The sequence below is a fragment of the Streptomyces sp. NPDC045287 genome (assembly GCF_056432325.1).
On the sequence record NZ_JBWKJG010000006.1, the window covers coordinates 209636 to 231852 of the forward strand.

Annotated in this window: 18 protein-coding genes; 10 read left to right on the forward strand and 8 right to left on the reverse strand. The window is 75.5% G+C overall.

Annotation, left to right across the window (positions count from 1 at the left end; all coding sequences use genetic code 11):
* Positions 1-3: 3 nt before the first annotated feature.
* The 3 genes from AC07D6_RS12975 to AC07D6_RS12985 form a co-directional block, all read right to left on the reverse strand.
* Positions 4-510, reverse strand: a complete 507-nt coding sequence (locus AC07D6_RS12975; protein WP_479043868.1) for a methylated-DNA--[protein]-cysteine S-methyltransferase — start codon at positions 508-510, stop codon at positions 4-6.
* Positions 511-526: 16 nt separating this feature from the next.
* Positions 527-2002: an AlkA N-terminal domain-containing protein gene (locus tag AC07D6_RS12980; protein ID WP_479043870.1), complete on the reverse strand. Its 1476-nt coding sequence runs from the start codon at positions 2000-2002 to the stop codon at positions 527-529.
* 160 nt (positions 2003-2162) lie between these two features.
* Entirely contained in the window at positions 2163-2732 is a 570-nt protein-coding gene (locus AC07D6_RS12985; protein ID WP_315877796.1) for an NAD(P)H-dependent oxidoreductase, read from the reverse strand.
* A gap of 120 nt (positions 2733-2852) precedes the next feature.
* Here AC07D6_RS12985 and AC07D6_RS12990 point away from each other — a divergent pair, with 120 nt between their 5' ends.
* Entirely contained in the window at positions 2853-3488 is a 636-nt protein-coding gene (locus tag AC07D6_RS12990) for a TetR/AcrR family transcriptional regulator (RefSeq protein ID WP_479043873.1), read from the forward strand.
* A gap of 560 nt (positions 3489-4048) precedes the next feature.
* Here AC07D6_RS12990 and AC07D6_RS12995 read toward each other — a convergent pair.
* The gene (locus AC07D6_RS12995; protein WP_315877798.1) at positions 4049-4369 is read right to left on the reverse strand and encodes an L-rhamnose mutarotase; all 321 of its coding nucleotides are present in this window, start codon (positions 4367-4369) and stop codon (positions 4049-4051) included.
* 241 nt (positions 4370-4610) lie between these two features.
* Between AC07D6_RS12995 and rhaI the strand changes: the two genes are divergently transcribed.
* The 9 genes from rhaI to AC07D6_RS13040 all read left to right on the forward strand — a co-directional run bounded on the left by rhaI (position 4611) and on the right by AC07D6_RS13040 (position 16267).
* Positions 4611-5780 (forward strand): L-rhamnose isomerase, encoded by a 1170-nt coding sequence (gene rhaI, locus AC07D6_RS13000; protein WP_479043875.1) that lies wholly within the window; start codon positions 4611-4613, stop codon positions 5778-5780.
* Between the two features lie 5 nt (positions 5781-5785).
* Positions 5786-7825 (forward strand): bifunctional aldolase/short-chain dehydrogenase, encoded by a 2040-nt coding sequence (locus AC07D6_RS13005; protein WP_479044032.1) that lies wholly within the window; start codon positions 5786-5788, stop codon positions 7823-7825.
* 182 nt (positions 7826-8007) lie between these two features.
* Positions 8008-9516, forward strand: a complete 1509-nt coding sequence (locus AC07D6_RS13010; RefSeq protein ID WP_479043878.1) for a rhamnulokinase — start codon at positions 8008-8010, stop codon at positions 9514-9516.
* Positions 9507-10262, forward strand: a complete 756-nt coding sequence (locus AC07D6_RS13015) for a (Fe-S)-binding protein (RefSeq protein ID WP_315877801.1) — start codon at positions 9507-9509, stop codon at positions 10260-10262. The genes AC07D6_RS13010 and AC07D6_RS13015 overlap by 10 nt, the downstream gene beginning before the upstream one ends.
* Positions 10259-11728 (forward strand): LutB/LldF family L-lactate oxidation iron-sulfur protein, encoded by a 1470-nt coding sequence (locus tag AC07D6_RS13020; RefSeq protein ID WP_479043882.1) that lies wholly within the window; start codon positions 10259-10261, stop codon positions 11726-11728. Before AC07D6_RS13015 ends, AC07D6_RS13020 begins: the two co-directional genes overlap by 4 nt.
* Positions 11725-12402, forward strand: a complete 678-nt coding sequence (locus tag AC07D6_RS13025; protein WP_479043885.1) for a LutC/YkgG family protein — start codon at positions 11725-11727, stop codon at positions 12400-12402. The genes AC07D6_RS13020 and AC07D6_RS13025 overlap by 4 nt, the downstream gene beginning before the upstream one ends.
* A gap of 347 nt (positions 12403-12749) precedes the next feature.
* Positions 12750-12974: a hypothetical protein gene (locus AC07D6_RS13030; protein ID WP_315877804.1), complete on the forward strand. Its 225-nt coding sequence runs from the start codon at positions 12750-12752 to the stop codon at positions 12972-12974.
* A gap of 12 nt (positions 12975-12986) precedes the next feature.
* The gene (locus AC07D6_RS13035; RefSeq protein WP_479043887.1) at positions 12987-13745 is read left to right on the forward strand and encodes an outer membrane protein assembly factor BamB family protein; all 759 of its coding nucleotides are present in this window, start codon (positions 12987-12989) and stop codon (positions 13743-13745) included.
* Between the two features lie 68 nt (positions 13746-13813).
* Positions 13814-16267, forward strand: coding sequence for a WD40/YVTN/BNR-like repeat-containing protein (locus AC07D6_RS13040; protein ID WP_479043890.1), 2454 nt, complete (start codon positions 13814-13816; stop codon positions 16265-16267).
* Between the two features lie 159 nt (positions 16268-16426).
* On the opposite strand, the gene AC07D6_RS13045 is transcribed toward AC07D6_RS13040, so the two are convergent.
* From AC07D6_RS13045 to AC07D6_RS13060, 4 genes are all read right to left on the reverse strand, one after another.
* Positions 16427-18367 (reverse strand): helix-turn-helix domain-containing protein, encoded by a 1941-nt coding sequence (locus AC07D6_RS13045; RefSeq protein WP_479043893.1) that lies wholly within the window; start codon positions 18365-18367, stop codon positions 16427-16429.
* A 102-nt stretch (positions 18368-18469) separates the two neighbouring features.
* On the reverse strand, positions 18470-19837 hold the full coding sequence (locus AC07D6_RS13050; RefSeq protein WP_479043895.1) for an MFS transporter: 1368 nt from the start codon (positions 19835-19837) through the stop codon (positions 18470-18472).
* A gap of 63 nt (positions 19838-19900) precedes the next feature.
* Positions 19901-20695 (reverse strand): 3-hydroxybutyrate dehydrogenase, encoded by a 795-nt coding sequence (locus AC07D6_RS13055; RefSeq protein WP_479043898.1) that lies wholly within the window; start codon positions 20693-20695, stop codon positions 19901-19903.
* A gap of 99 nt (positions 20696-20794) precedes the next feature.
* Positions 20795-22210: a tannase/feruloyl esterase family alpha/beta hydrolase gene (locus tag AC07D6_RS13060; protein ID WP_479043901.1), complete on the reverse strand. Its 1416-nt coding sequence runs from the start codon at positions 22208-22210 to the stop codon at positions 20795-20797.
* Positions 22211-22217: the final 7 nt, after the last annotated feature.

The window sequence follows — 22217 nt, forward strand, 5'->3', positions numbered from 1 at the left end:
CCCCTACCCCATCGGGAACAGGGCGTCGGGCGCGGGGACGCCGCTTTCGAAGGCGAGCAGGCGGCGCTTGCGGTCCAGGCCGCCGCCGTAGCCGGTGAGGCCGCCGCTCGCGCCGATGACCCGGTGGCAGGGGACGATGATGCCGATGGGGTTGCGGCCGTTGGCGAGGCCCACCGCGCGGGAGGCGGTGGGCTGCCCGAGGGCCGCGGCCAGCTCGCCGTAGGTGCGGGTCTCGCCGTACGGGATGGTCCGCAGCAGCTCCCACACGCGCTGCTGGAACGGCGTGCCGGCCAGGTGCAGGGGCAGGTCGAACGCGGTCAGCTCGCGTGCGTGGTACGCGTCGAGCTGGCGGACGGCCTCGCGGAACGGGCGGGGGTCGGGCTCGCCGAAGGTCTCCTCCGGGGGCCGGTGGCGCTGGTCGGTCATGTACAGCCCGCTGAGGACGCCGTCGGTGGCGACGAGCGTGAGCGGGCCGTAGGGGCTGTCAACGACGGTGTGCTGCCGGTGCATGGCGTGTTTCCTCGGCTCAGGCGGGGAGGTGGTTGACGGGGTGGTCGTCGGTGGCCCACAGGTACTGGACGGCGTAGGCGCGCCAGGGGCGCCAGGCGGCGGCGCGGGCCGTGAGGGCGGCGGGGGTCGACGGCAGGCCGAGCCCGGCGGCGGCGCGGCGGACGCCGAGGTCGGTGGGGAGGAAGGCGTCGGGGTCGCCGAGCGCGCGCATGGCGATGATCTCGACGGTCCAGGGCCCGAAGCCGGGCAGGGCGTGGAGACCGGCGCGGGCCTCGTCCCAGTCGCTGTCCGGGCCCAGCGTGAGGCTGCCGTCCGCGAGGGCGCCGACCAGGGTGGTGAGCGTGGCGCGGCGGCTGCGCGGCAGGGCGAGGGCGTCGGGGTCGAGGGCGGCGAGCGCCTCGGGCGCGGGGAACAGGTGGGTGAGCCCGCCCCCGGGGTCGTCGACGGGCGTGCCGTGCGCGGTGACGAGGCGCCCGGCGTGGGTGCGGGCGGCGGCCGTGGAGACCTGCTGGCCGAGGACCGCGCGGACGGCGAACTCGGCGGCGTCGACCGTGCGCGGCACGCGGCGGCCGGGCGCGCGGTCGACGTGCGGGGCGAGGAGCGGGTCGGCGCGCAGCTGTTCGTCGACGGCGACGGGGTCGGCGTCGAGGTCGAGGAGCCAGCGGCAGCGGCTGATGGCGTGGGCCAGGTCGCGCGGGTCGGTGAGGTGGAGGCGGCAGGCGACGTGGCCGGCGGCGGGGGCGAGGGCGGCGATGCCGTGCCCGTAGGGGAGGGTGAGGGTGCGCCGGTAGGCGCCGTCGCGCCACTCCTCGACGCCGGGGACGGCGGTCGCGGCGAGGTGGCCGAACAGGTTGGACGGGTCGAGGGGCGTGCGGTAGGGCAGCCGCAGGGAGATCACGCCGGGGGTGGGGGCCGGGGCGCCGCGGGTACCGGCGGCGCGGGCGCGCAGCTCGCCGGGGGCGAGGGCGAACACCTCGCGGACGGTCTCGTTGAAGGCCCGTACGGACGAGAAGCCGGCGGCGAACGCGACGTCGGCCATGGGCATGGCGGTCGTCTCGATGAGCACGCGGGCCGTCTGGGCGCGCTGGGCGCGGGCGAGGGCGAGGGGTCCGGCACCGAGTTCGGCGAGCAGTTGCCGCTCGATCTGCCGGGTCGAGTAGCCGAGGCGCGCGGCGAGCCCCGGGACGCCCTCGCGGTCGACGACGCCGTCGCGGATGAGGCGCATGGCGCGGGCGACCGCGTCGGCGCGGACGTCCCACTCCGGGGAGCCGGGGCTCGTGTCGGGACGGCACCGCTTGCAGGCCCGGAAGCCGGCCTGCTGGCAGGCGGCGGCGCTCGGGTAGAAGACCATGTTCTCCGGCTTGGGCGGCACGACCGGGCAGCTGGGGCGGCAGTAGATGCGGGTGGTCAGGACGGCGGTGAAGAACCACCCGTCGAAACGGGCGTCCTTGGACCGGACGGCCCGGACGCAGCGCTCGGTGTCGGTGTGCATGCCCCAAGCATGGGCGAGGCGGACGGGGCTCCGCTGGCGGAATTCCGACATGAGCCTCGCCCTGCCTGCGGGCGCGCGTTCCGCCGGGGGACGCGCGTACGACGGCGGCCGCCCTGCCGGATGGCGCGGGCGGCCGCCGTCGCGGGGACGGGCGCGGAGGTCAGGCGGTGGCCTCGGCGGGGGCGGCCGCGGCCTCGGCGACCTGGGCGAGGAGCGCGGGCAGACCGGCGACGATCTCGGCGTCCTCGGACGGGTGGGTGTCGGCGAAGCGGGTCACGGAGCCCGGGATGGCGAACTCGACGCCCTCCAGCACGCGGGCGCCGGCCACGCCCAGGGCCTTGCGGGCCTCGGTCTGCGCCCACACGCCGCCGTACTGGCCGAAGGCGGTGCCGATGACGGCGACCGGCTTCTCCTTGAGGGCGCCGGCGCCGTAGGGGCGGGACAGCCAGTCGATGGCGTTCTTGAGCACGGCCGGCATGGTGCCGTTGTACTCCGGGGTGAACAGCAGCAGGGCGTCGGCCTCGGCGGCGGCGGCCCGCAGCCGGGCGGCGGCCTCCGGCGCGCCCGCCGCGGTGTCGATGTCCTCGTTGTAGAAGGGCACGTCGGCGAGGCCCTCGTACAGCTCCACGGTGACGCCCTCGGGGGCGAGGGCGGCGGCGGCCTCGGCGAGCTGGCGGTTGTGGGAACCGGCGCGGAGACTGCCGACGAGCGCGAGGATACGAGCGGACATGGTGACTCCTGAAAGGGGAAGCGGTCGGAGGACGACTAACCGGACCGAGGTCCGTTTAAGGTTGTACCAGTTAAACGGACCACGGTCCACTTCTGTTCCCGACAGCGTTAGGCTGCTTCCATGACCTCTCCGCCCCCGCACGGACGTACGGAGCTGTCCCTCACCCCCGCCGAGGCGCCGCCCCAACTGCGCGCGGACGCCGCCCGCAACCGCGCCCGGCTCCTGGAGGCCGCCGCTCGGCTCGCCGCCGAGCAGGGCGCCGCCAACCTGACCATGGAGGCCGTCGCCTGCGCCGCGCAGGTCGGCAAGGGCACGGTGTTCCGCCGCTTCGGCGACCGGTCGGGGCTGCTGCTGGCGCTGCTGGACCACCAGGAGCAGCGGTTCCAGGCGGCGTTCATGTCCGGTCCGGCCCCGCTCGGGCCGGGCGCGCCGGCCGGCGAGCGGCTGCACGCCTTCGGCCCGGCCGCCCTGCGCCACGAGGACGCGCACCGGGAGCTGTACCTGGCCGCCACCCAGCCCGATCCGGTGCGCCGGCACCTGGTGCCGGCCCGCCTCGTACGGCTCACGCACCTGACGACGCTGCTGCGCGAGGCGGACACGGACGCCGACGCCGAGCTGGCCGCGCAGACCCTGCTGGGTTACCTCGACACGGGCCTCGTCCACCACCTGCTGACCCGGCGCGGACTGCCGCTGAGCCGCGTGGAGGCGGGCTGGCACGACCTGGTGTCCCGGATGCTGGTGCGGGGGGAGCGCTGACCCGGCGGCCACACGGGCCCCTCGGCCCGTGAGGGCCGCGTGCGCGCCCGGGGCACTGGGGTCACGGTGATGGACCGGCCGTTCGGCGAGGGCCGCGGGCGTGCGCGTCCGGGGGGACTGGGACGTCGGTGGCGGGGCGGCCGTTCGGTGAGGGCCGCGGGCGCGTCCGGGGCACCGGCGCGGCGGGCGCCGCGGACCGCGCCGCCCACGACGCGCGGCACTCCCCCGCCGCTCCCCGCGACGAGGAGGGCGCGGGGGTACGGGGGTACGGGATACGGAGGCGCGCCGGTCCACGGGGTCCACGCGGGCGCGGGAGCGCGCCGGTCCTCGCGGGCGCGGGGGCGCGCCGGTCCACGGGGTCCGCGCGGGTGCGGGGCCTGCCGGGTCACGGGGGCGGCGGCGCCCGGCCGGAGGCAGCCGCGGTCCACTAGCGGCGCGCCCACGGGGTGCCCCTTCGGCCGGGCCGCCCGCGGGCACGGGGCCGTCCCGCGAGGTGCGGGGCGCCGTGAACCACGCCGGAACCGCCGTCCCGGGTACGGGGCCGTTCCCGTACGGGGGGCCTACGCGAGGTGGAAGACCTCGGTGAGCGGCTTCATCGCCTCGTCCGGCCTGGTGCCGTCCAGTTCCTCGAAGAAGCCGGACATCTCCGCCTGCCAGCGGGCGTTGACCTCCGTCTCCGCCATCGCGGCCTGCGCCCGGGCGAAGTCCTCCGTCTCCAGGTAGCCGACCAGCAGGCCGTCCTCGCGGAGGAAGAGCGAGTAGTTGCGCCAGCCCGCCGCGGAGAGCGCAGCGAGCATGTCGGGCCACACGGCGGCGTGGCGCTCCCGGTACTCGTCGAGCCGGTCCCGGCGGACCTTCAGCAGGAAGCAGACACGCTGCACGGCGGGGCTCCTCAGCGATGGAACAACAGGTCGTGAAAGGTTTCAACAGCGCTTCCGGACGCTAGACACTGCCGCACACTTCCGTCAACAGGGCTTCTCCCGAAAGTTTCGAGGCCGGTCAGGTCGGGATCGGAAGACCCACTCCCCGCACGCCTCTTGACAGCTCCCGCGAGCCCCCATAGCTTCGCCGCAATGAAACGATTCATTCACGACCCGCATGGCACCCTGGAGCGCTGACACGATGACGAGCCGAGCCGATGTCCCCGCCGTGAAGGCAGCCCTGAGATCCCAGGCCGTCGAGACCCCCTCCTGGGCCTACGGGAACTCCGGCACCCGTTTCAAGGTGTTCGCGCAGCCGGGCGTCCCGCGCACCCCGCGGGAGAAGCTCGACGACGCCGCGCGCGTGCACGAGCACACCGGGGTCGCCCCGAGCGTCGCGCTGCACATCCCGTGGGACCGGGTCGACGACTACGCCGACCTCGCCGCGTACGCCGCCGGGCTCGGGCTGCGGCTCGGGGCGATCAACTCCAACGTCTTCCAGGACGACGACTACCGGCTCGGCAGCGTCTGCCACCCCGACGCCCGGGTCCGCCGCAAGGCCCTGGACCACCTGCTGGCGTGCGTCGACATCATGGACGCCACCGGCTCGCACGATCTGAAGCTGTGGTTCTCCGACGGCACCAACTACCCCGGCCAGGACGACGTCCGCGCCCGGCAGGACCGGCTCGCCGAAGCCCTCGCCGCCGTGTACGAGCGGCTCGGCGACGGGCAGCGGATGCTGCTGGAGTACAAGTTCTTCGAGCCCGCCTTCTACACGACGGACGTGCCGGACTGGGGCACGGCGTACGCGCACTGCCTCAAGCTGGGCGAGAAGGCGAAGGTCGTCGTGGACACCGGGCACCACGCGCCCGGCACCAACATCGAGTTCATCGTCGCCCTGCTGCTGCGCGAGGACAAGCTCGGCGGCTTCGATTTCAACTCCCGCTTCTACGCGGACGACGACCTGATGGTCGGCGCGGCCGACCCGTTCCAGCTCTTCCGCATCATGTACGAGGTGGTGCGCGGCGGGGGGCTCACCGGTGACGTCGCGTTCATGCTCGACCAGTGCCACAACATCGAGCCGAAGATCCCCGCGATCATCCGCTCCGTGATGAACGTCCAGGAGGCCACCGCGAAGGCGCTCCTGGTGGACCGCGAGGCGCTGACCGCCGCCCAGGACGCGGGCGACGTCCTCGCCGCGAACGCCGTCCTGATGGACGCGTACAACACCGACGTCCGGCCGCTCCTGGCCGAACTGCGCGAGGAGATGGGCATCGACCCCGACCCGGTCGCCGCGTACCACCGGTCGGGCTGGGCGCAGAAGATCACCGACGAGCGCGTGGGCGGGACCCAGGCGGGATGGGGGGCGTGACCACCATGGAACAGCACAGCGCGGTCCGGGACCTGCTGGAGCGCTCGCACCGGCTCGGCGCCGACCCGCGGAACACCAACTACGCGGGCGGCAACGCGTCCGCCAAGGGCACCGGCACCGACCCGGTCACCGGCGGCGACGTGGAGCTGATGTGGGTCAAGGGGTCCGGCGGGGACCTGGGGACGCTCACCGGGGCGGGCCTCGCCGTCCTGCGGCTGGACCGGCTGCGGGCGCTCACCGGCGTCTACCCGGGGGTCGACCGCGAGGACGAGATGGTCGCCGCGTTCGACTACTGCCTGCACGGCAAGGGGGGCGCCGCGCCCTCGATCGACACGGCCATGCACGGCCTGGTCGACGCCGCCCACGTCGACCACCTGCACCCCGACTCGGGCATCGCGCTCGCCTGCGCCGCCGACGGGGAGAAGCTGACCGCCGAGTGCTTCGGCGACAAGGTCGTGTGGGTGCCCTGGCGGCGGCCCGGCTTCCAGCTCGGCCTGGACATCGCCGCCGTCAAGGAGGCCAACCCGCAGGCCGTGGGGTGCGTCCTCGGCGGGCACGGCATCACCGCGTGGGGCGCCACCAGCGAGGAGTGCGAGGCCAACTCCCTGTACGTCATCCGCACCGCGGAGGCGTTCCTCGCCGAGCGCGGCCGGCCCGAGCCGTTCGGTCCGATCCTGCCGGGGTACGAGCCGCTGGACCCGGCCGCGCGCCGCGAGCGGGCTGCCGCGCTCGCCCCGTACCTCCGCGCCGTCGCGTCCGCCGACCGGCCCCAGGTGGGCCACTTCGACGACTCCGACGCCGTCCTGGACTTCCTCTCCCGCGCCGAGCACCCGCGCCTCGCCGCGCTCGGCACGTCCTGCCCGGACCACTTCCTGCGGACGAAGGTCCGCCCCCTCGTCCTGGACCTGCCGCCGACGGCGCCCCTGGAGGAGACCGTGGCGCGGCTGTCGGAGCTCCACGCCGCCTACCGGGAGGAGTACCGCGCCTACTACGAGCGGCACGCCGCGCCGGACTCCCCCGCGATGCGCGGCGCGGACCCGGCGATCGTGCTGGTGCCGGGGGTCGGCATGTTCTCGTACGGCAAGGACAAGCAGACCGCGCGCGTGGCGGGCGAGTTCTACGTCAACGCGATCAACGTGATGCGCGGCGCGGAGGCGGTCTCCACGTACGCCCCGATCGAGGAGCGGGAGAAGTTCCGCATCGAGTACTGGGAGCTGGAGGAGGCGAAGCTGCGGCGCATGCCGAAGCCGAAGCCCCTCGCCACGCGGATCGCCCTCGTCACCGGTGCCGGCTCCGGCATCGGGCGGGCCATCGCGCGGCGGCTCGTCGACGAGGGCGCGTGCGTGGTCGTCGCCGACCTCGACGCACAGCGGGCGGCCTCCGTCGCCGAGGAGCTCGGCGGGCCCGACCGGGCGGTCGCGGTGACGGTGGACGTCACCGAGGAGGAGCAGATCGCGGCGGCGTTCCGGGAGGCGCTGCTCGCCTTCGGCGGGGTCGACCTGGTGGTGAACAACGCCGGGATCTCCATCTCCAAGCCGCTGCTGGAGACCACGGCCGGGGACTGGGACCTCCAGCACGCCATCATGGCGCGCGGCTCGTTCCTCGTGTCGCGGGAGGCGGCGCGCGTGATGACCGCGCAGCGCCTGGGCGGCGACATCGTCTACATCGCGTCAAAGAACGGCGTCTTCGCCGGCCCGAACAACATCGCGTACGGGGCGACCAAGGCCGACCAGGCGCACCAGGTGCGGCTGCTGGCGGCGGAGCTGGGCGAGCACGGCATCCGCGTGAACGGCGTCAACCCGGACGGCGTGGTCCGCGGCTCGGGCATCTTCGCGGGCGGCTGGGGCGCGCAGCGGGCGGCGGTGTACGGGGTGGAGGAGGAGAAGCTGGGCGAGTTCTACGCGCAGCGGACGCTCCTGAAGCGGGAGGTCCTCCCGGAGCACGTGGCCAACGCGGTCTTCGCCCTGACGGGTGGCGAGCTGAGCCACACGACGGGCCTCCACGTCCCGGTGGACGCGGGCGTACCGGCGGCCTTCCTCCGCTGACCCCGCGCCCGCACGGGCGGGCCCCGGCGTCCGCGGCCCGCCCGTGCGGACCGCGGACGCCGGGCGCCGGGCCGGTGCGGGGGCGTCGGCCCGGCGCCGCGGCACCGGCGCCCTTCCCGCGCCCGGGCCCCTCCCGGGCGCGGCCCTCCCTTCGACAGAGTCGCTTCACGACGAGGATGCAGATGTCTTCCAGTCAGCCGTTCGCCGCCGTCGACCTCGGCGCCTCCAGCGGGCGGGTCATGCTCGCCCGGGTCGGGGCGGGGACCCTGGAGCTCCAGGAGGTCCACCGCTTCCCCAACCGGCCCGTACGCGTCGGCGGGACGCTGCACTGGGACGTGCTCGGCCTGTACCGCGGCGTCCTGGACGGGCTGCGGGCGGCCGGGGCGGCGGCGGGCGGGCGGCTGGCCGGGGTCGGCGTCGACGGCTGGGCCGTCGACTACGGGCTGCTCGACGCGCGGGGCGACCTGCTCGGCAACCCCGTGCACTACCGGGACGCCCGCACGGACGGCGCCGCCGAGGAGGTCGCCGCGGTGCTCCCGCCGAAGGAGCTGTACGCGGCGACGGGCCTCCAGCACCTGCCGTTCAACACCGTGTACCAGTTGGTCGCCGCCCGGGACACCCCGCAGTTCGCCGCCGCGCGGCGCCTGCTGCTCGTCCCCGACCTCGTCGCGTACTGGCTCACCGGCGAGGTCGGCACGGAGCTGACCAACGCCTCGACCACCCAGCTCGTCGACCCCCGCACCCGCGACTGGTCCCCCGTCGTCGCCGCCCGCCTCGGCATCGACCTGGACCTCTTCCCGCCCCTGCGCCGCCCCGGCGACCCTGCCGGGCACCTGCTGCCGGAGGTCCTCGCCGAGACGGGGCTCACCGGGCCGGTCCCGGTGACCGCGGTCGGGTCGCACGACACGGCGTCCGCCGTGCTCGGCGTGCCCGCGGCGGACGGCGACGACTTCGCGTACATCGCCACCGGCACCTGGTCCCTCGCCGGTCTCGAACTGGACGCCCCGGTCCTCACGGAGGCGTCCCGGGCGGCGAACTTCACCAACGAGCTGGGCGTCGACGGCACCGTCCGCTACCTCCGCAACATCATGGGCCTCTGGCTCCTCCAGGAGTGCCTGCGCGCCTGGGAGGCGCAGGGCGACCCGCAGGACCTCGACGCCCTCCTCGCCGCGGCCGCCGCCGCGCCGCCGCTGCGGTCCGTCGTGGACGCCGGCGACCCGGCGTTCCTCGCCCCGGACGACATGCCGCGCCGCATCGCGGAGGCGTGCGCCCGCACCGGGCAGCCCGCCCCGCGCACCCCCGCCGAGTTCGCGCGCTGCGTCCTGGACTCCCTCGCCCTCGCCCACCGCGCGGCCGTCGAGCAGGCGGCCGCCCTGGCGGGCCGCACCGTGCGCACCGTGCACGTCGTCGGCGGCGGCGCCCGCAACGCGCTGCTGTGCCAACTGACCGCCGACGCCACCGGCCTGCCCGTCGTCGCGGGGCCCGCCGAGGCCGCCGCGCTCGGCAACGCCCTCGTCCAGGCCCGCGCCGCCGGTGTCGTCGAGGGCGGCCGGGCCGAACTGAGGGAGCTCCTGCGCGCCACCCAGCCCTTGCGGCACTACGATCCGTCAGGTGATCGCGCCGCCTGGGACCGGGCGGCGGACCGGTTCCACGGCCGGACCGGCCGGAAGGAGGGCGGGGCATGCGCGTAGCGCTCTTCGTCACCTGCGTCAACGACGCGCTGTACCCGCGCACCGGGCGGGCGACGGTGCGGCTGCTGGAGCGGCTGGGGGTCGCGGTCGACTTCCCGGCGGCGCAGAGCTGCTGCGGCCAGCCGCAGTTCAACACCGGCTACCGGCACGAGACGGAACCGCTCGTCCGCCGCTTCGACGCGGCGTTCCGCGCCTACGACTACGTGGTCACCCCGTCCGGTTCGTGCGCCGCGATGGTGCGGGACAACTACCCGCGCATCGGCGCGAAGGCCGCCGCGGAGGGGCGCGGCGGGGAGCTGGCCGAAGCGGCCGCCCGGGCCGTGCCCAAGACGTACGAGCTGACCGAGTTCCTCGTGGACGTCCTCGGGGTGACGGACGTCGGCGCGTACTTCCCGCACACCGTCACCTACCACCCCACCTGCCACGGCCTGCGCGTACTGGGGCTGAAGGACCGCCCGCGCCGGCTCCTGGCCCACGTCAGGGGCCTCCGGTTGCGCGAGCTGGAGGGCGCCGAGGAGTGCTGCGGCTTCGGCGGGACGTTCGCGGTGAAGAACCCGGACGTGTCCGCGGCGATGGGCGCCGACAAGGCGCGCGCCGTCGAGGCGAGCGGCGCCGGGACGGTGTGCACGGTCGACAACTCGTGCCTGATGCACATCGGCGGCACCCTCGCCCGGCGCGGCTCGCGGGTCCGGCCCGTGCACCTCGCCGAGATCCTGGCCGCCACCGAGGAGGAGCCCTACGCATGAGCGGTACGTACCTGGGCATGCCCGCCTTCCCGAAGGCCGCGCACGACGCCGTGCGGAACGGGACCCTGCGCGGCAACCTGCGCCACGCCACCCACACGATCCGCGACAAGCGGGCCGGGGCCGTCGCCGAACTGGCGGACTGGGAGGAGCTGCGCGCCGCCGGCAAGGTGATCAAGGACCGGACGCTGCGCCACCTCGACCACTACCTCGTGCAACTGGAGCGGGCCGTCACCGCGGCCGGCGGGACGGTGCACTGGGCCGCCGACGCCGAGGAGGCCAACCGGATCGTCACCGGCCTCGTCAAGGCGACCGGCGAGCGCGAGGTCGTCAAGGTCAAGTCGATGGCCACGCAGGAGATCGGGCTGAACGAGGCGCTGGAGGCCGAGGGGATCCGCGCGTACGAGACGGACCTCGCCGAGCTGATCGTGCAGCTCGGGGACGACCGGCCGTCGCACATCCTGGTCCCGGCGATCCACCGCAACCGGGGCGAGATCCGCGACATCTTCGCCGAGCGCATGGGCCGCTGGGGCCGCGCCGCCCCGGAGGGGCTGACGGACCGCCCGGCGGACCTCGCGGAGGCGGCGCGGCTGCACCTGCGGGAGAAGTTCCTGCGCGCGAAGGTCGGCGTGTCCGGCGCGAACTTCATGGTGGCGGAGACGGGCACGCTCGTCGTCGTCGAGTCGGAGGGCAACGGTCGGATGTGCCTGACCCTCCCCGAGACGCTGATCTCGGTCGTCGGCATCGAGAAGGTCGTGCCGACGTGGCGGGACCTGGAGGTGTTCCTCCAGCTCCTCCCCCGCTCCTCCACGGCCGAGCGGATGAACCCGTACACGTCGATGTGGACCGGCACGGCGGACGGGGACGGCCCCCGGGAGTTCCACCTGGTGCTGCTCGACAACGGCCGCACGGACACGCTCGCCGACGAGGTGGGCCGGCAGGCGCTGCGCTGCATCCGCTGCTCGGCGTGCCTGAACGTGTGCCCGGTGTACGAGCGGGCCGGCGGCCACGCGTACGGCTCCGTCTACCCCGGTCCGATCGGCGCGATCCTCACCCCGCAGCTGCGCGGCACCGGCAGCGAGGTCGACGCGTCGCTGCCGTACGCCTCGTCGCTGTGCGGGGCGTGCTACGAGGTGTGCCCGGTCGCCATCGACATCCCGGAGGTGCTGGTGCACCTGCGGGAGCGGGTGGCCCAGGGCGGCGAGGTGACGCGGAACGGCGTGAGGGTCACCCTCCGGCCCGCGAAGGGGCACGCCGCCGAGCGGGCGGCGATGCGCGCGGCCCGCTGGGCGCTGGACCGCCCCGGCGTCCTGCGGGCCGGGCAGCGGCTGGCGTCGCGGACGCGGCGGCTGCACCCGAAGCGGCTCCCGGGCCCGGGGCGGGCCTGGTCGGACACGAGGGCGGTGCCGGAGGTTCCGGCGGAGTCGTTCCGGGACTGGTGGCAGCGGACGCGGGGAGGCGCGCGATGAGCGACGGCAGGGACCGGGTGCTGGCGCGGGTGCGCCGCGCCCTGGCGGACGTACCGCGCGGGGAGCGTCCGCCGGACGTGCCGGTGGAGCGGCGCTACCTGCGGACGCACGGCGAGCGGACCGCCGGGGAGGCGGTCGACCTCCTGGCCGAGAACCTCGCCGACTACCGGGCGGTCGTCCACCGGACCTCGCAGGACGGCGTCGGGGAGCTGCTGGCGCGGCTGCTCGCGGCGCGCGGCGCGGCGTCGGTGCTGGTGCCGCCGGGGCTGCCGCCCCACTGGACGGCCGCCGTGGACGCGACGCGGGTGCACGACCGGGCGGCGTCCACGCCGCGGGAGCTGGACGCCGTGGACAGCGTCGTCACGGGCTGCGCGGTGGCCGTCGCGGAGACCGGCACGATCGTGCTGGACGGCGGCCCGGACCAGGGCAGGCGGCGGATCACGCTCGTGCCGGACCACCACATCTGCGTCGTACGGGTTCCGGAGCAGGTCGTCGGCTCGGTTCCGGAGGCCCTGGAGCGGCTGGACCCGCGCCGCCCGCTGACGTGGATCTCGGGCCCGTCCGCGACCAGCGACATCGAGCTGGACCGCGTCGAGGGCGTCCACGGGCCGCGCCTCTTGGAGGTCGTCCTCCTCGACGCCGGGGACGGCGACCCGGCGGGCACCGGCGGCTGAACCGGGCGCCGTCGAACGGGCGACGGGCCGGTGGAGCCGTGGGCCGGTGGGCCGGTGGACCCGTGGGCTCGTGGGCCCGCGGGTCGGTGGGCCGGTGGACCCGTGGGCTCGTGGGCCCGCGGGTCGGTGGGCCGGTGGACCGGTGAGCCCGTGAGCCCATGGGTCGGTGGACCGGTAGGCCGGTGAGCCCGCGGGCCGGTGGAGCCGTGGACCGGTGGGCCCGCGGGTCGGTGGGCCGGTGAGCCCGTGGGCCCCGGGGGTGCGGGGCGCGCGGTGCGGGAGGACGATGGTCGGGTGGGGCGCCGGGGACGGCGTACCGGCGCCTCCCCTCCTCCCCGGGGGCGACGATGTTCCAGTTGATCCGCAACCTCAGCTCGACCGACCTGGCGGTCCGCCAGTTCCCGGTCTTCGCGGTCTCCTTCGTGCTGGCGAGCCTGTTCTACCGGTTCGGCAGCTTCGCCCTGGAAGCGGTGGCGTTCCTGGCGACCTGGTTCGTCCTGGACGCGGCCGCCGAGGGGGTGCGGCGGGTGCGCGAGCGACGGTGGAAGGTCCGCCCGCAGCAGGGCGGGTAGAGCGGGCCGGCGATGGCGGCGTGCGTTCCGCGCGGCGTGGTCGGCGCGGACGGCCGGCGGGCGGTCGTCCACGACCGGTACGGCACGCTGATCGCGCTCGACACGGAGACCGGCGCGGTGCTGTGGCGCCGCGGCCGGTGGCTGCGGCCGTGCGCCGTGACGGGCGGGGCGGTCGTCGCCGTACGCCTCGGCGGGCCGCCGGCACCGGACGGGCAGGGCCGGGCGGGTGCCGCGGGCCCGGTCGCGGTGGTGGTCCTCGACGCCGAGGAGGGCGCCGAACGGTGGACCTCGCCGCCCCTGGACCTGCCGTCCTGGGCGCGCCCCTCGCTCGACGACACGCCCGCCTTCACCCTGGCCGCCGAGACGCCCGGCGGCGGGAACGTCGTCCTGCGCTGGGCGGCGCGCGCCCTGTACGAGGGGGGCGCGCCGCCCGGCCGGGGCGCCCCGGTGGACACCGTCCGGGAGGCGCACGGAGCGGTGCGCGTACGCCTGGCCGGCCCGTCGCCGCAGGTGCTGCCCGAGCCGCCCGGGCCGCCGCCGGGGGCCGAACCGGAGACCGGGCCGGAGGCGCCGGACCGTGCCGGGCCGCTCGACCCCGACGTCCTGGAGGCGGGGCGGGTCGGCGCGCGGCGGATCGAGCTGGCCGTGCGCCGGGGGACGGCGGCCGACGCGCTGGTGCTGCGGGCGGTGGATCCGGGGGCGGACGCGCCCGTCTGGGAGGTGGTGCTGGACGAGGGCCCGCGCGGCGTGCCGCCGCGGCCCCGCCCGTGACCCCGGGAACCCGGCCGCGTCCCGCGGCCCGCAGTCGACCCTCCGGCCCGTGAGGAGAGCGGATCGCCATGACCACCTCGGACGAAGAACTGGCCCGGGCCAAGCACGTCAGCGTCGAGCAGGTGGCGCTGCTGCGGGAGGTCCGCGGCACCACCAACGAGACGCTCGCGCAGATGCCCGAGGGCGCCGTACGGCGGGCGCTGGTCCACCTCGACCACCCCGACCTGCCCACCGAACGCGGCCTCTTCCGCCTCAAGCAGGAGCGGGACGACGACGGCCGCGTGCCCGAGGGGGCGCTGGAGACGGCCCTCGGGCAACTGTGGACGGCGGTCCGGTCCAGCCCGCCCGCCCCGACGACGGCCGGCGTCCCGACCCTCCAGGGCGGCACCGGCGCCCGGTCGGGGCCGGCACCGACCGCCGGGATGGCGATGACCGCCTGGGAGTGGCTCGGCCCCGGCAACATCGGCGGCCGCACCCGCGGACTCGTGGTCGACCCGGACGAGCCGCGCAGGATGTGGGCGGCGAGCGCCGGCGGCGGGGTGTGGCACACCGCGGACGGCGGCGGGCGGTGGGCGCCCGTCGACGACTTCCTCGGCAACCTCGCCTGCGCGTGCATCGCCATGGACCCGGCCGACCCGGCCCGGCTGTACGTCGGCACGGGCGAGGGGTTCTCCAACGGCGACGCGCTGCGCGGCAGCGGCGTCTTCACCACCGCCGACACCGTGACGTGGGCGCCGCTGCCGGCGACGCAGACGCCGGAGTTCCACTACGTGAGCCGGATCGCGGTGTCGTCGACCGGCGAGGTCCTCCTCGCGGCGACCGACAGCGGCCTGTACCGCTGCGACGACCCGGCGCGGGCCACCTGGCGGCGGGTGCTCGGAGTGCCGGTCGCGGACGTCAAGTACGACCCGGGCGACGACCGCCGCGCCGTCGCGGGGGCGATGCGGGACGGCGAGGCCTGGTACACCCGGGACGGCGGCCTGACCTGGCGGCCCGCCGCGCGCGGCCCCTGGGCGGGGCGCGTCGAGCTGGCCTACGCGGCCCGCACGGCGGACGTCGTGTACGCGTCGGTGCAGGCCGTGGACGGCGAGATCTGGCGGTCGCTCGACGGCGGCGCCTCCTACCGGCGGCGGCGGACGCTCGCCCCGGACGGCCGGAAGGCGCCGTACCTCGGCACGCAGGGCTGGTACGACAACGCCGTCTGGGCCGGTGACCCGACCGACGAGGACCTGCTGGTCGTCGGCGGCATCAACCTGTGGCGCAGCACCGACGGCGGCGACCGGCTCAGGGAGATCAGCACCTGGTGGGACGACCGGTCGGCGCACGCCGACCACCACGCGATCGTCGCGCACCCCGGCTACGACGGGAGGGGCAACCGGACGGTGTTCTTCGGCAACGACGGCGGCGTGTTCGAGGCGGCGGACCTGGCGGCCGTGGGCACCGAGCCCCGGCCGCCGTACCGGGCCGGCTGGACCGAGCTGGTCAACAACTACGGCGCCACGCAGTTCTACGGGGGCGCGGGGAACGCCACCACCGGCACGATCGTCGGCGGCGCGCAGGACAACGGCACCCTCGCCGTCGACCCGGCCGCCGGCAGCGAGACGTGGCGGAAGGTCTTCGGCGGCGACGGCGGCTGGTGCGCCGCCGACCCGACCGACCCGGACGTGTTCTACGGCGAGTACGTGCGGCTCGGCATCCACCGCTGCACGGACGGCGCGACGACGGACGGGACGTCGGCGGGCGAGCCCTGGTACGAGCGGTACATCAACGGCCAGGTGCTGGACCCGGTGGCCAACGCGTGGCAGTGGAAGCCGGTCCCGTACCGCATCCCGGACGCCATGACCGGCAGCGCGCTGTTCATCGCCCCGTTCGTGCTCGACCCGAACGACCCGCGGCGGATCCTCGCCGGCGGCATGTCCCTCTGGCGCACGGACGACGCCAAGAGGCCCAACACGCTGTCGTCCGGACCCGCTTGGCGGTCGGTCAAGCCGCCGGTGGGGAGCCCGGTCAGCGCGATCGCGGTGGCGCCCGGCCACCCGGACGTGATCTGGGTGGGCCACGCGGACGGCCGGGTGTTCCGCACGGGTGACGGCACCGGCGCCGTACCGTCCTGGGACCGCGTCGGGGTGACCGGGCCCCGCCCGCTCGAACCGGCGCGGTACTGCACGTGCCTGACGGCCCACCCGGACGACCCCGGCACCGCGTACGCCGCGTTCGGCGGGTACGTCCGCGGCAACCTCTGGGTGACCGGCGACGGCGGCGCCGAGTGGGTGAACCTCGGCTCCGCGCTGCCCGCCGCGCCCGTGCGGGCCCTGGCCGTGCACCCGCGGCGCACCGCGTACCTGTACTGCGGGACGGAGGTCGGGCTGTTCGCCAGCGAGGACGCGGGGCTGTCGTGGTCGCCGACGAACGAGGGCCCGACGAACTGCTCGGTCGACGACCTGTTCTGGATGGGCGCGACGCTGGTGTGCGTGACGCACGGCCGCGGCATGTTCCGCATCGACCTGTCCGGCGTCGGGTGAGCTGCCGGCGGCGGCGTGGCGGCTCGGCGGACGTGCCGCTCCGCCCCCGGCGGGCCGGGGCGGAGCGGCCGGGCCCCGCACCGGATGGCCGCGCCGGACTCCTTCGGCGTCCCCGCCGGCAGCGGCTCCGGCTCCGGCCCGAGGCGGCCCGGGCCGGTGTCAGGGGGCGTCTTCGTCGGCGCCGCCGGTGAGCCGGTGGAGGCGGAGCGCCACGTGGGTCTCCAGGGCCCTGGCGGGGGTGTTCCAGTCGGGGCCGAGCAGGTGCGCGACGCGGTCGAGGCGCTGCACGACCGTGTTCACGTGGACGTGGAGGGCGTCCTTGGCCCTGGAGAGGCTGGCGCCCTGGTCGTAGTAGGCGTGGAGGGTCCGCATCAGTTCGGTGCCGCGCTCGGCGTCGTAGGCCATGACCGGTCCGAGGACGCGCTCGACGTAGGCGCCGATGTCGGCCCTGTCGCCCAGCAGGACGCCGATGAAGCCCAGGTCGGCGACGTCGGCCCCCTCGCCGGTGCGGCCGAGGGCGTGGAGCGCCCTGAGGCACCGCAGCGCCTCGGTGTGGAGGGCGGCGTGGTCCTCCGGCCCGTTCCCCGGGCCGGCGGCGCCCACGGTGACGGGCGAGCCCAGGACCCGGGAGAGGTCCGTGGCGAGGCCGCGGGCGAGCGCCCCCGGCCGGTCGCACCGCGCCAGGAGGACGACGTGGCCGTGCCGGGTGCCCGCCAGGCCGCCGAGCCTGCGGGCCGTGCGGGCGGTCTCCGCGGAGAGCCGGGGGCGCGACGCCGGCGCGCAGTCCAGGACGGCGACGGCGTGGGGCCGGGCGAGGTCGACTCCGAGGCGTTTGGCCCGCAGGTTGAGGCTCCCCCCGTCCCAGTGGGCCGACGAGGCGGGGCCCGCGAGGAGGTCGTCGAGGAGTTCGCCGCGCACCCGGTCCTCGGTCTCGGCGACGGACCGGCGCATCAGCAGCAGCATGGCGGTGACCAGCGCCGCGCGCTCGAAGAGGCGGCGGTCGGCCTCGGAGAGGTCCCCTCGCCCCGTCAGCACGATGCTGCCCAGCGGCTCGGCGCCCGCCAGGACGGCGCAGGTCCACACACCGTCCGCGCGCACCGCGCGGCCCTCGGCGTGCGAGGCTTCGAGGCTGTCGGCCAGGGGCGTGACCGGTCCGGTGCCCGCCCGGGCCAGCTCGCTGCCGTCGGTGTCGTGGACGGCCACTCCGCCGTCCAGCAGCGTCGCGATCTCGGCCGCCACGTCGTCGATGCCCGCGCCGCGCAGCACCAGCTTGGTCAGGCGGTCGTGGGCGTCGGAAGCCGTGTGGAGCGCCTCGCTGTGGGCGCGGGCCGTCGCGTTGGCGGCTTCGAGCCGGGTGAGGGTGTTGCGCGTCTCCTCCAGCAGGCGGGCGCTGTCGATGGCGACGGCGGCGTGGTCGGCGAGCGAGGCGAGGAGGGCGATGGCGTCGGGGGTGAACTCGCGCGGGGTGCGGTCCGCCGCGAACAGCACGCCGATGACCTCCTCGCCCAGCCGCAGGGGAACGCCGAGGATTCCGCGCAGCCCCTCCTCGGCCACGCCGTCGTCGATCGTCCCGGTGTGCCGGTAGCGCCGGTCGGTGCGGTAGTCCGTGCTGGCGTAGGGGCGGGCGGTCTGCGCGACCAGGCCGCCCAGGCCCTCCCCCATGCCGAGACGGAGCTGCTGGAAGGCCGCGGAGACGGATCCGTCGGTGACGCGCATGAACGTGTCCTGCGCGACCGGGTCGTTGAGGGTGAGGTAGGCGACGTCGGCGCCCAGCAGGGTCCTCGCCCGGCGGACGATGGCACGCAGTACGGCGTCGAGGTCCCGCAGGCCGGCCAGGTCGCCCGCGGTGTCGAACAGCGCGACCAGTTCCGCTTCCCGGCGGCGGTACTGGTCGAGCACCCGTCGCACGGCGAGGGCGGCGTCGGTGGTCTCCTCGATCCGCGCCGCCTCCGCGGCGTCGGCTCCCTCGGCGCGCGAGCGGGCCGGCTGCAGGGCGATCTCCTCGGCGGAGGCGTCGGCGGCGAGGAGGTCCACCAGGCGCCGCGCGGCCGCTTCGGCGGCCGTGGTCGTCCGGGCGCGTGCTCTGCGGTCGGTGGTCATGGAGCCTCCTCTCGGGCGGGGGTCGTGGGGGCGGTACGGCGGTCCCGGCCTGCCGCTCGGCCGTGGCCGCGGCGGGCCGGGCGGCGCGCGTGCACGGCGGTGTCAGGCGGGGTCGCCGACGGTGGCCCCGGGCGCGGTGGCCGGCGCCTCGCCCTCCCGCGAGCGGGCGAGATCGCGGCCCCGGGTCTCGCGGGTGACGGCCACGGTGATGGTGGTGACCACGGCCGCGGCGCAGAGGTAGAGGGCGATCGGGGTGGAGGAGTCGTACGCGTTGAGGAGTTCGACGGCGATGATGGGTGCGAGGGCTCCCGCGACGATGGAGGCGAGCTGCGAGCCCATGGAGGCGCCGGAGTAGCGGACTTCGGTGTCGAACATCTCGGAGATGAAGGCGGCCTGCGGCCCGTACATCGCGCCGTGCAGCAGCAGGCCGACGGTGACGGCCAGGGTGATCACGGGGAACGACGTGGAGTCGACCAGGCCGAAGAAGACGAACGCCCAGACGGCCATGCCCACGGAGCCGATCAGGGTCACCGGCCGCCGCCCGACGCGGTCGGACAGCGCCCCCCAGGCGGGGATCGTGACGAAGTGCACGGCCGAACCGATCAGCACGGCGTTCAGCGCGGTGCTCTTCGGCAGGTGGAGGTGCGCGGTGACGTACACCAGGAGGAAGGAGGTGAGGATGTAGTACGAGATGTTCTCGCCGAACCGGGTGCCGATCGCGGCCAGGACCTCCCGCCAGCTGCGCCGGAACACCTCGACGACCGGGGCCTTCTCCTTCGCGCCCCCCGCCGCGGCGGCCTCGGCCCTGGCCTGCGCCTCCAGGAACACCGGGGACTCGGACACCGAGACGCGGATCCACAGGCCGATCACCACCAGGAGCCCGGACAGCAGGAACGGGACGCGCCAGCCCCAGGACTGGAAGGCCGCGTCCGACTGGAAGGCCGCCAGTAGGGCCAGCACGCCGGTGGCGAGCAGGTTGCCGCCGGGAGCGCCCGCCTGCGGCCAGGACGCCCAGAAGCCGCGGTTCTTGTCCCCGCCGTGCTCGGAGACGATCAGGACCGCCCCGCCCCATTCGCCGCCGAGCGCGAAGCCCTGGACCAGGCGCAGCACGGTCAGCAGGATCGGTGCGCCGACCCCGATGGATTCGTACGTGGGCAGCAGGCCCATGGCGAAGGTCGCGCCGCCCATCATCAGGAGGCTGACGACCAGGAGCTTCTTGCGTCCGATCTTGTCGCCGAAGTGGCCGAAGACGACGCCGCCCAACGGCCGGGCCGCGAACCCGATGGCGTAGGTGATGAAGGCGATGAGCGTGCCCACCAGCGGATCGGCGGTGGGGAAGAACAGCGTGTTGAAGACGAGTGCCGCGGCCGAGCCGTAGAGGAAGAAGTCGTACCACTCGATGGTGGTGCCGATCAGGCTCGCGGCGACGATGCGGCGGATGCCGCCTCTCGGCGTGGTGGTGTCAGGCATGGATTCACCGGTTTCACGAACGGACGGGAACGGGGCGGTACGGGGGTGTTGCCGGGCGGTGGTTCAGCCCGCGGTCCAGCCGCCGTCGAGCGGCAGGGAGGCTCCGGTGAGGTAGCCGGAGTGGGGGCCGCACAGCCACAGGACGGCGGCGGCGACCTCTTCGGCCTCCAGGAGCCGCTTGACGGGCGAGCGGGCGAGCATGACGCCGGAGAGGACCTCGTCCTCGCTGATGCCGTGGGCGGCGGCCTGGTCGCGCACCTGGCCTTCGACGAGCGGGGTCCGGACGTATCCGGGGTTGACGCAGTTGCTGGTCACCCCGTGCGGGGCGCCCTCGATCGCGGCGACCTTGCTCAGTCCTTCCAGGGCGTGCTTGGCGGCGACGTAGGCGGACTTGTAGGCGCTGGCCCGCAGGCCGTGGACGCTGGAGACGTTCACGACACGTCCCCAGCCCCGCTCGTACATGTGCGGGAGCACCTGGCGCATGAGCAGGAACGGAGCGGTGACCATCACCTTCTGGATCAGCTCGAAGCGGTCCACGGGGAACTCCGTCAGCGGGGCGACGTGCTGGAGGCCGGCGTTGTTGACCAGGATGTCCGCCTCGGAGGGGAGGAGCCCGACCGCTTCGGCGTCCGCGAGGTCGACCACGTGCGCCGTGCCGCCGGTGGTCTCCGCGACGGCCTCCGCGGCGGCGCCGTCGCGGTCGACCACGTGCACATCGGCCCCCGCCTGCGCCAGCGCCAGCGCGCAGGCCCGGCCGATGCCGCTGCCGCCCCCCGTCACCAGCGCCGTGCGCCCGCCGAGGTCGATCGCGGCGGCGGGCGGCGGCAGGGGAACCGGCGTGGGAGATGTCTTCGTCATGGCCGGAGACAGTAGGGAGCTCCCGGGACTCCTCCCATGTAAGCGACAGCCATAAACCACTGCCGGTAGGTGGTGCTGCACACCATAGAACGGGCGGGTCTACCTGAGGGAGCAGGTGTTCACGAGGGTGACGGGGTCCGTCCCGGCGGGCAGGGCGACGGTGCCGGAGGCCGGCGGCCGGTGCCCGGACGCGAGCCAGCGTTCGAGCGCCGCGAACGCGGTGCGGTGGCACGGCGTGAGCGGACGCAGCCGGCCCGGGAACGCGTCGACCAGGGAGTCGGCGTGCGTGCCGCCTTCGATGCGGTAGTACCGGTGCAGGTGCCCGCGGCCGGCCTCGCGCACCATGCGCGCGTAGACGTCGGAGTCCTCGCCGATCGGCAGCAGCACGTCCAGGGTGCCGTGCAGCGTGAACAGGGGCTTGCCGATCCGCCCGGTCAGCGCGATCTTCGCCACGGCCCGCCTGACCCCGTCGGGACGGGCCGCGTAGTCGTAGTCGGCGTCGCAGGCGGGGGTGCCCGGCGCGCAGTACGGCGTGCCCGCCTCGACGGGCCCGTCGAAGTCCGGGTCGACCTCCTCGCGGTGGATGCGCTGGGTCAGGTCCCAGTAGACCTTGTGGTGGTACGGCCAGAGGAACTCCGACCCGGCCGGGAACCCCGCGGCGTGCAGGGCCCGCCGCGCCCGCTCGGCGCCTTCGCCGCCGGCGGCGTGGACGGGGTAGTTCCGCAGGGCCCGGGGCAGGAAGTCCAGCAGGGTGGGGCCGTCGGAACGCCACAGGGTGCCCTCCCAGTCCACTCCCCCGTCGTAGAGCTCGGGGTGGTTCTCCAGTTGCCAGCGCACCAGGTATCCGCCGTTGGAGATGCCGGTCACCAGGGTGCGGGCGGGCGGGCGGTGGTAGCGCTGGGCGACCACGGCGCGGGCGGCGCGGGTGAGTTGGGTGACCCGGTCGTTCCACTCGGCGATGGCGTCGCCCGGTGCCCTGCCGTCCCTGTGGAAGGCGGGGCCGGTGTTGCCCTTGTCGGTGGCGGCGTAGGCGTACCCGCGGGAGAGCACCCAGTCGGCGATGGCCCGGTCGTTGGCGTACTGCTCGCGGTTGCCGGGGGTGCCGGCAGTCACGAGGCCGCCGTTCCACCGGTCGGGCAGGCGGATGACGAACTGGGCGTCGTGCTTCCAGCCGTGGTTGGTGTTGGTGGCGGAGGTGTCGGGGAAGTAGCCGTCGATCTGGATGCCGGGCACCCCCGTGGGGACGGCCAGGTCCGCGGGCGTCAGTCCCGCCCAGTCGGCCGGGTCGGTGTGTCCCGAGCCGGTCGTGCCCGCCGTGGTGAGTTCGTCCAGGCAGGCTGCCCGCTGGTGCTCGGCGCCCGGTACGTGCAACTGCCCCAGGCGGGCGCAGTGGCCGCCCGGGGGCGCCGGGGAGGCCGCGGCGGGCACCGGCGCGAGCGTGAGGGCGGCCACGGCGAGGGCCGCCGTGCCCGCCCGTCGTCGCGGGCGTGGCGTGGGGCGGAAGGAGAGACGCATGCGGGTG

Coding starts and splice junctions, on each gene's coding strand:
- AC07D6_RS12975 (WP_479043868.1), bottom strand. CDS start 510: ATGCACCGGCAGCACACCGTCGTTGACAGCCCCTACGGCCCGCTCACG.
- AC07D6_RS12980 (WP_479043870.1), bottom strand. CDS start 2,002: ATGCACACCGACACCGAGCGCTGCGTCCGGGCCGTCCGGTCCAAGGAC.
- AC07D6_RS12985 (WP_315877796.1), bottom strand. CDS start 2,732: ATGTCCGCTCGTATCCTCGCGCTCGTCGGCAGTCTCCGCGCCGGTTCC.
- AC07D6_RS12990 (WP_479043873.1), top strand. CDS start 2,853: ATGACCTCTCCGCCCCCGCACGGACGTACGGAGCTGTCCCTCACCCCC.
- rhaI (WP_479043875.1), top strand. CDS start 4,611: ATGACGAGCCGAGCCGATGTCCCCGCCGTGAAGGCAGCCCTGAGATCC.
- AC07D6_RS13005 (WP_479044032.1), top strand. CDS start 5,786: ATGGAACAGCACAGCGCGGTCCGGGACCTGCTGGAGCGCTCGCACCGG.
- AC07D6_RS13010 (WP_479043878.1), top strand. CDS start 8,008: ATGTCTTCCAGTCAGCCGTTCGCCGCCGTCGACCTCGGCGCCTCCAGC.
- AC07D6_RS13015 (WP_315877801.1), top strand. CDS start 9,507: ATGCGCGTAGCGCTCTTCGTCACCTGCGTCAACGACGCGCTGTACCCG.
- AC07D6_RS13020 (WP_479043882.1), top strand. CDS start 10,259: ATGAGCGGTACGTACCTGGGCATGCCCGCCTTCCCGAAGGCCGCGCAC.
- AC07D6_RS13025 (WP_479043885.1), top strand. CDS start 11,725: ATGAGCGACGGCAGGGACCGGGTGCTGGCGCGGGTGCGCCGCGCCCTG.
- AC07D6_RS13030 (WP_315877804.1), top strand. CDS start 12,750: ATGTTCCAGTTGATCCGCAACCTCAGCTCGACCGACCTGGCGGTCCGC.
- AC07D6_RS13035 (WP_479043887.1), top strand. CDS start 12,987: ATGGCGGCGTGCGTTCCGCGCGGCGTGGTCGGCGCGGACGGCCGGCGG.
- AC07D6_RS13040 (WP_479043890.1), top strand. CDS start 13,814: ATGACCACCTCGGACGAAGAACTGGCCCGGGCCAAGCACGTCAGCGTC.
- AC07D6_RS13045 (WP_479043893.1), bottom strand. CDS start 18,367: ATGACCACCGACCGCAGAGCACGCGCCCGGACGACCACGGCCGCCGAA.
- AC07D6_RS13050 (WP_479043895.1), bottom strand. CDS start 19,837: ATGCCTGACACCACCACGCCGAGAGGCGGCATCCGCCGCATCGTCGCC.
- AC07D6_RS13055 (WP_479043898.1), bottom strand. CDS start 20,695: ATGACGAAGACATCTCCCACGCCGGTTCCCCTGCCGCCGCCCGCCGCC.
- AC07D6_RS13060 (WP_479043901.1), bottom strand. CDS start 22,210: ATGCGTCTCTCCTTCCGCCCCACGCCACGCCCGCGACGACGGGCGGGC.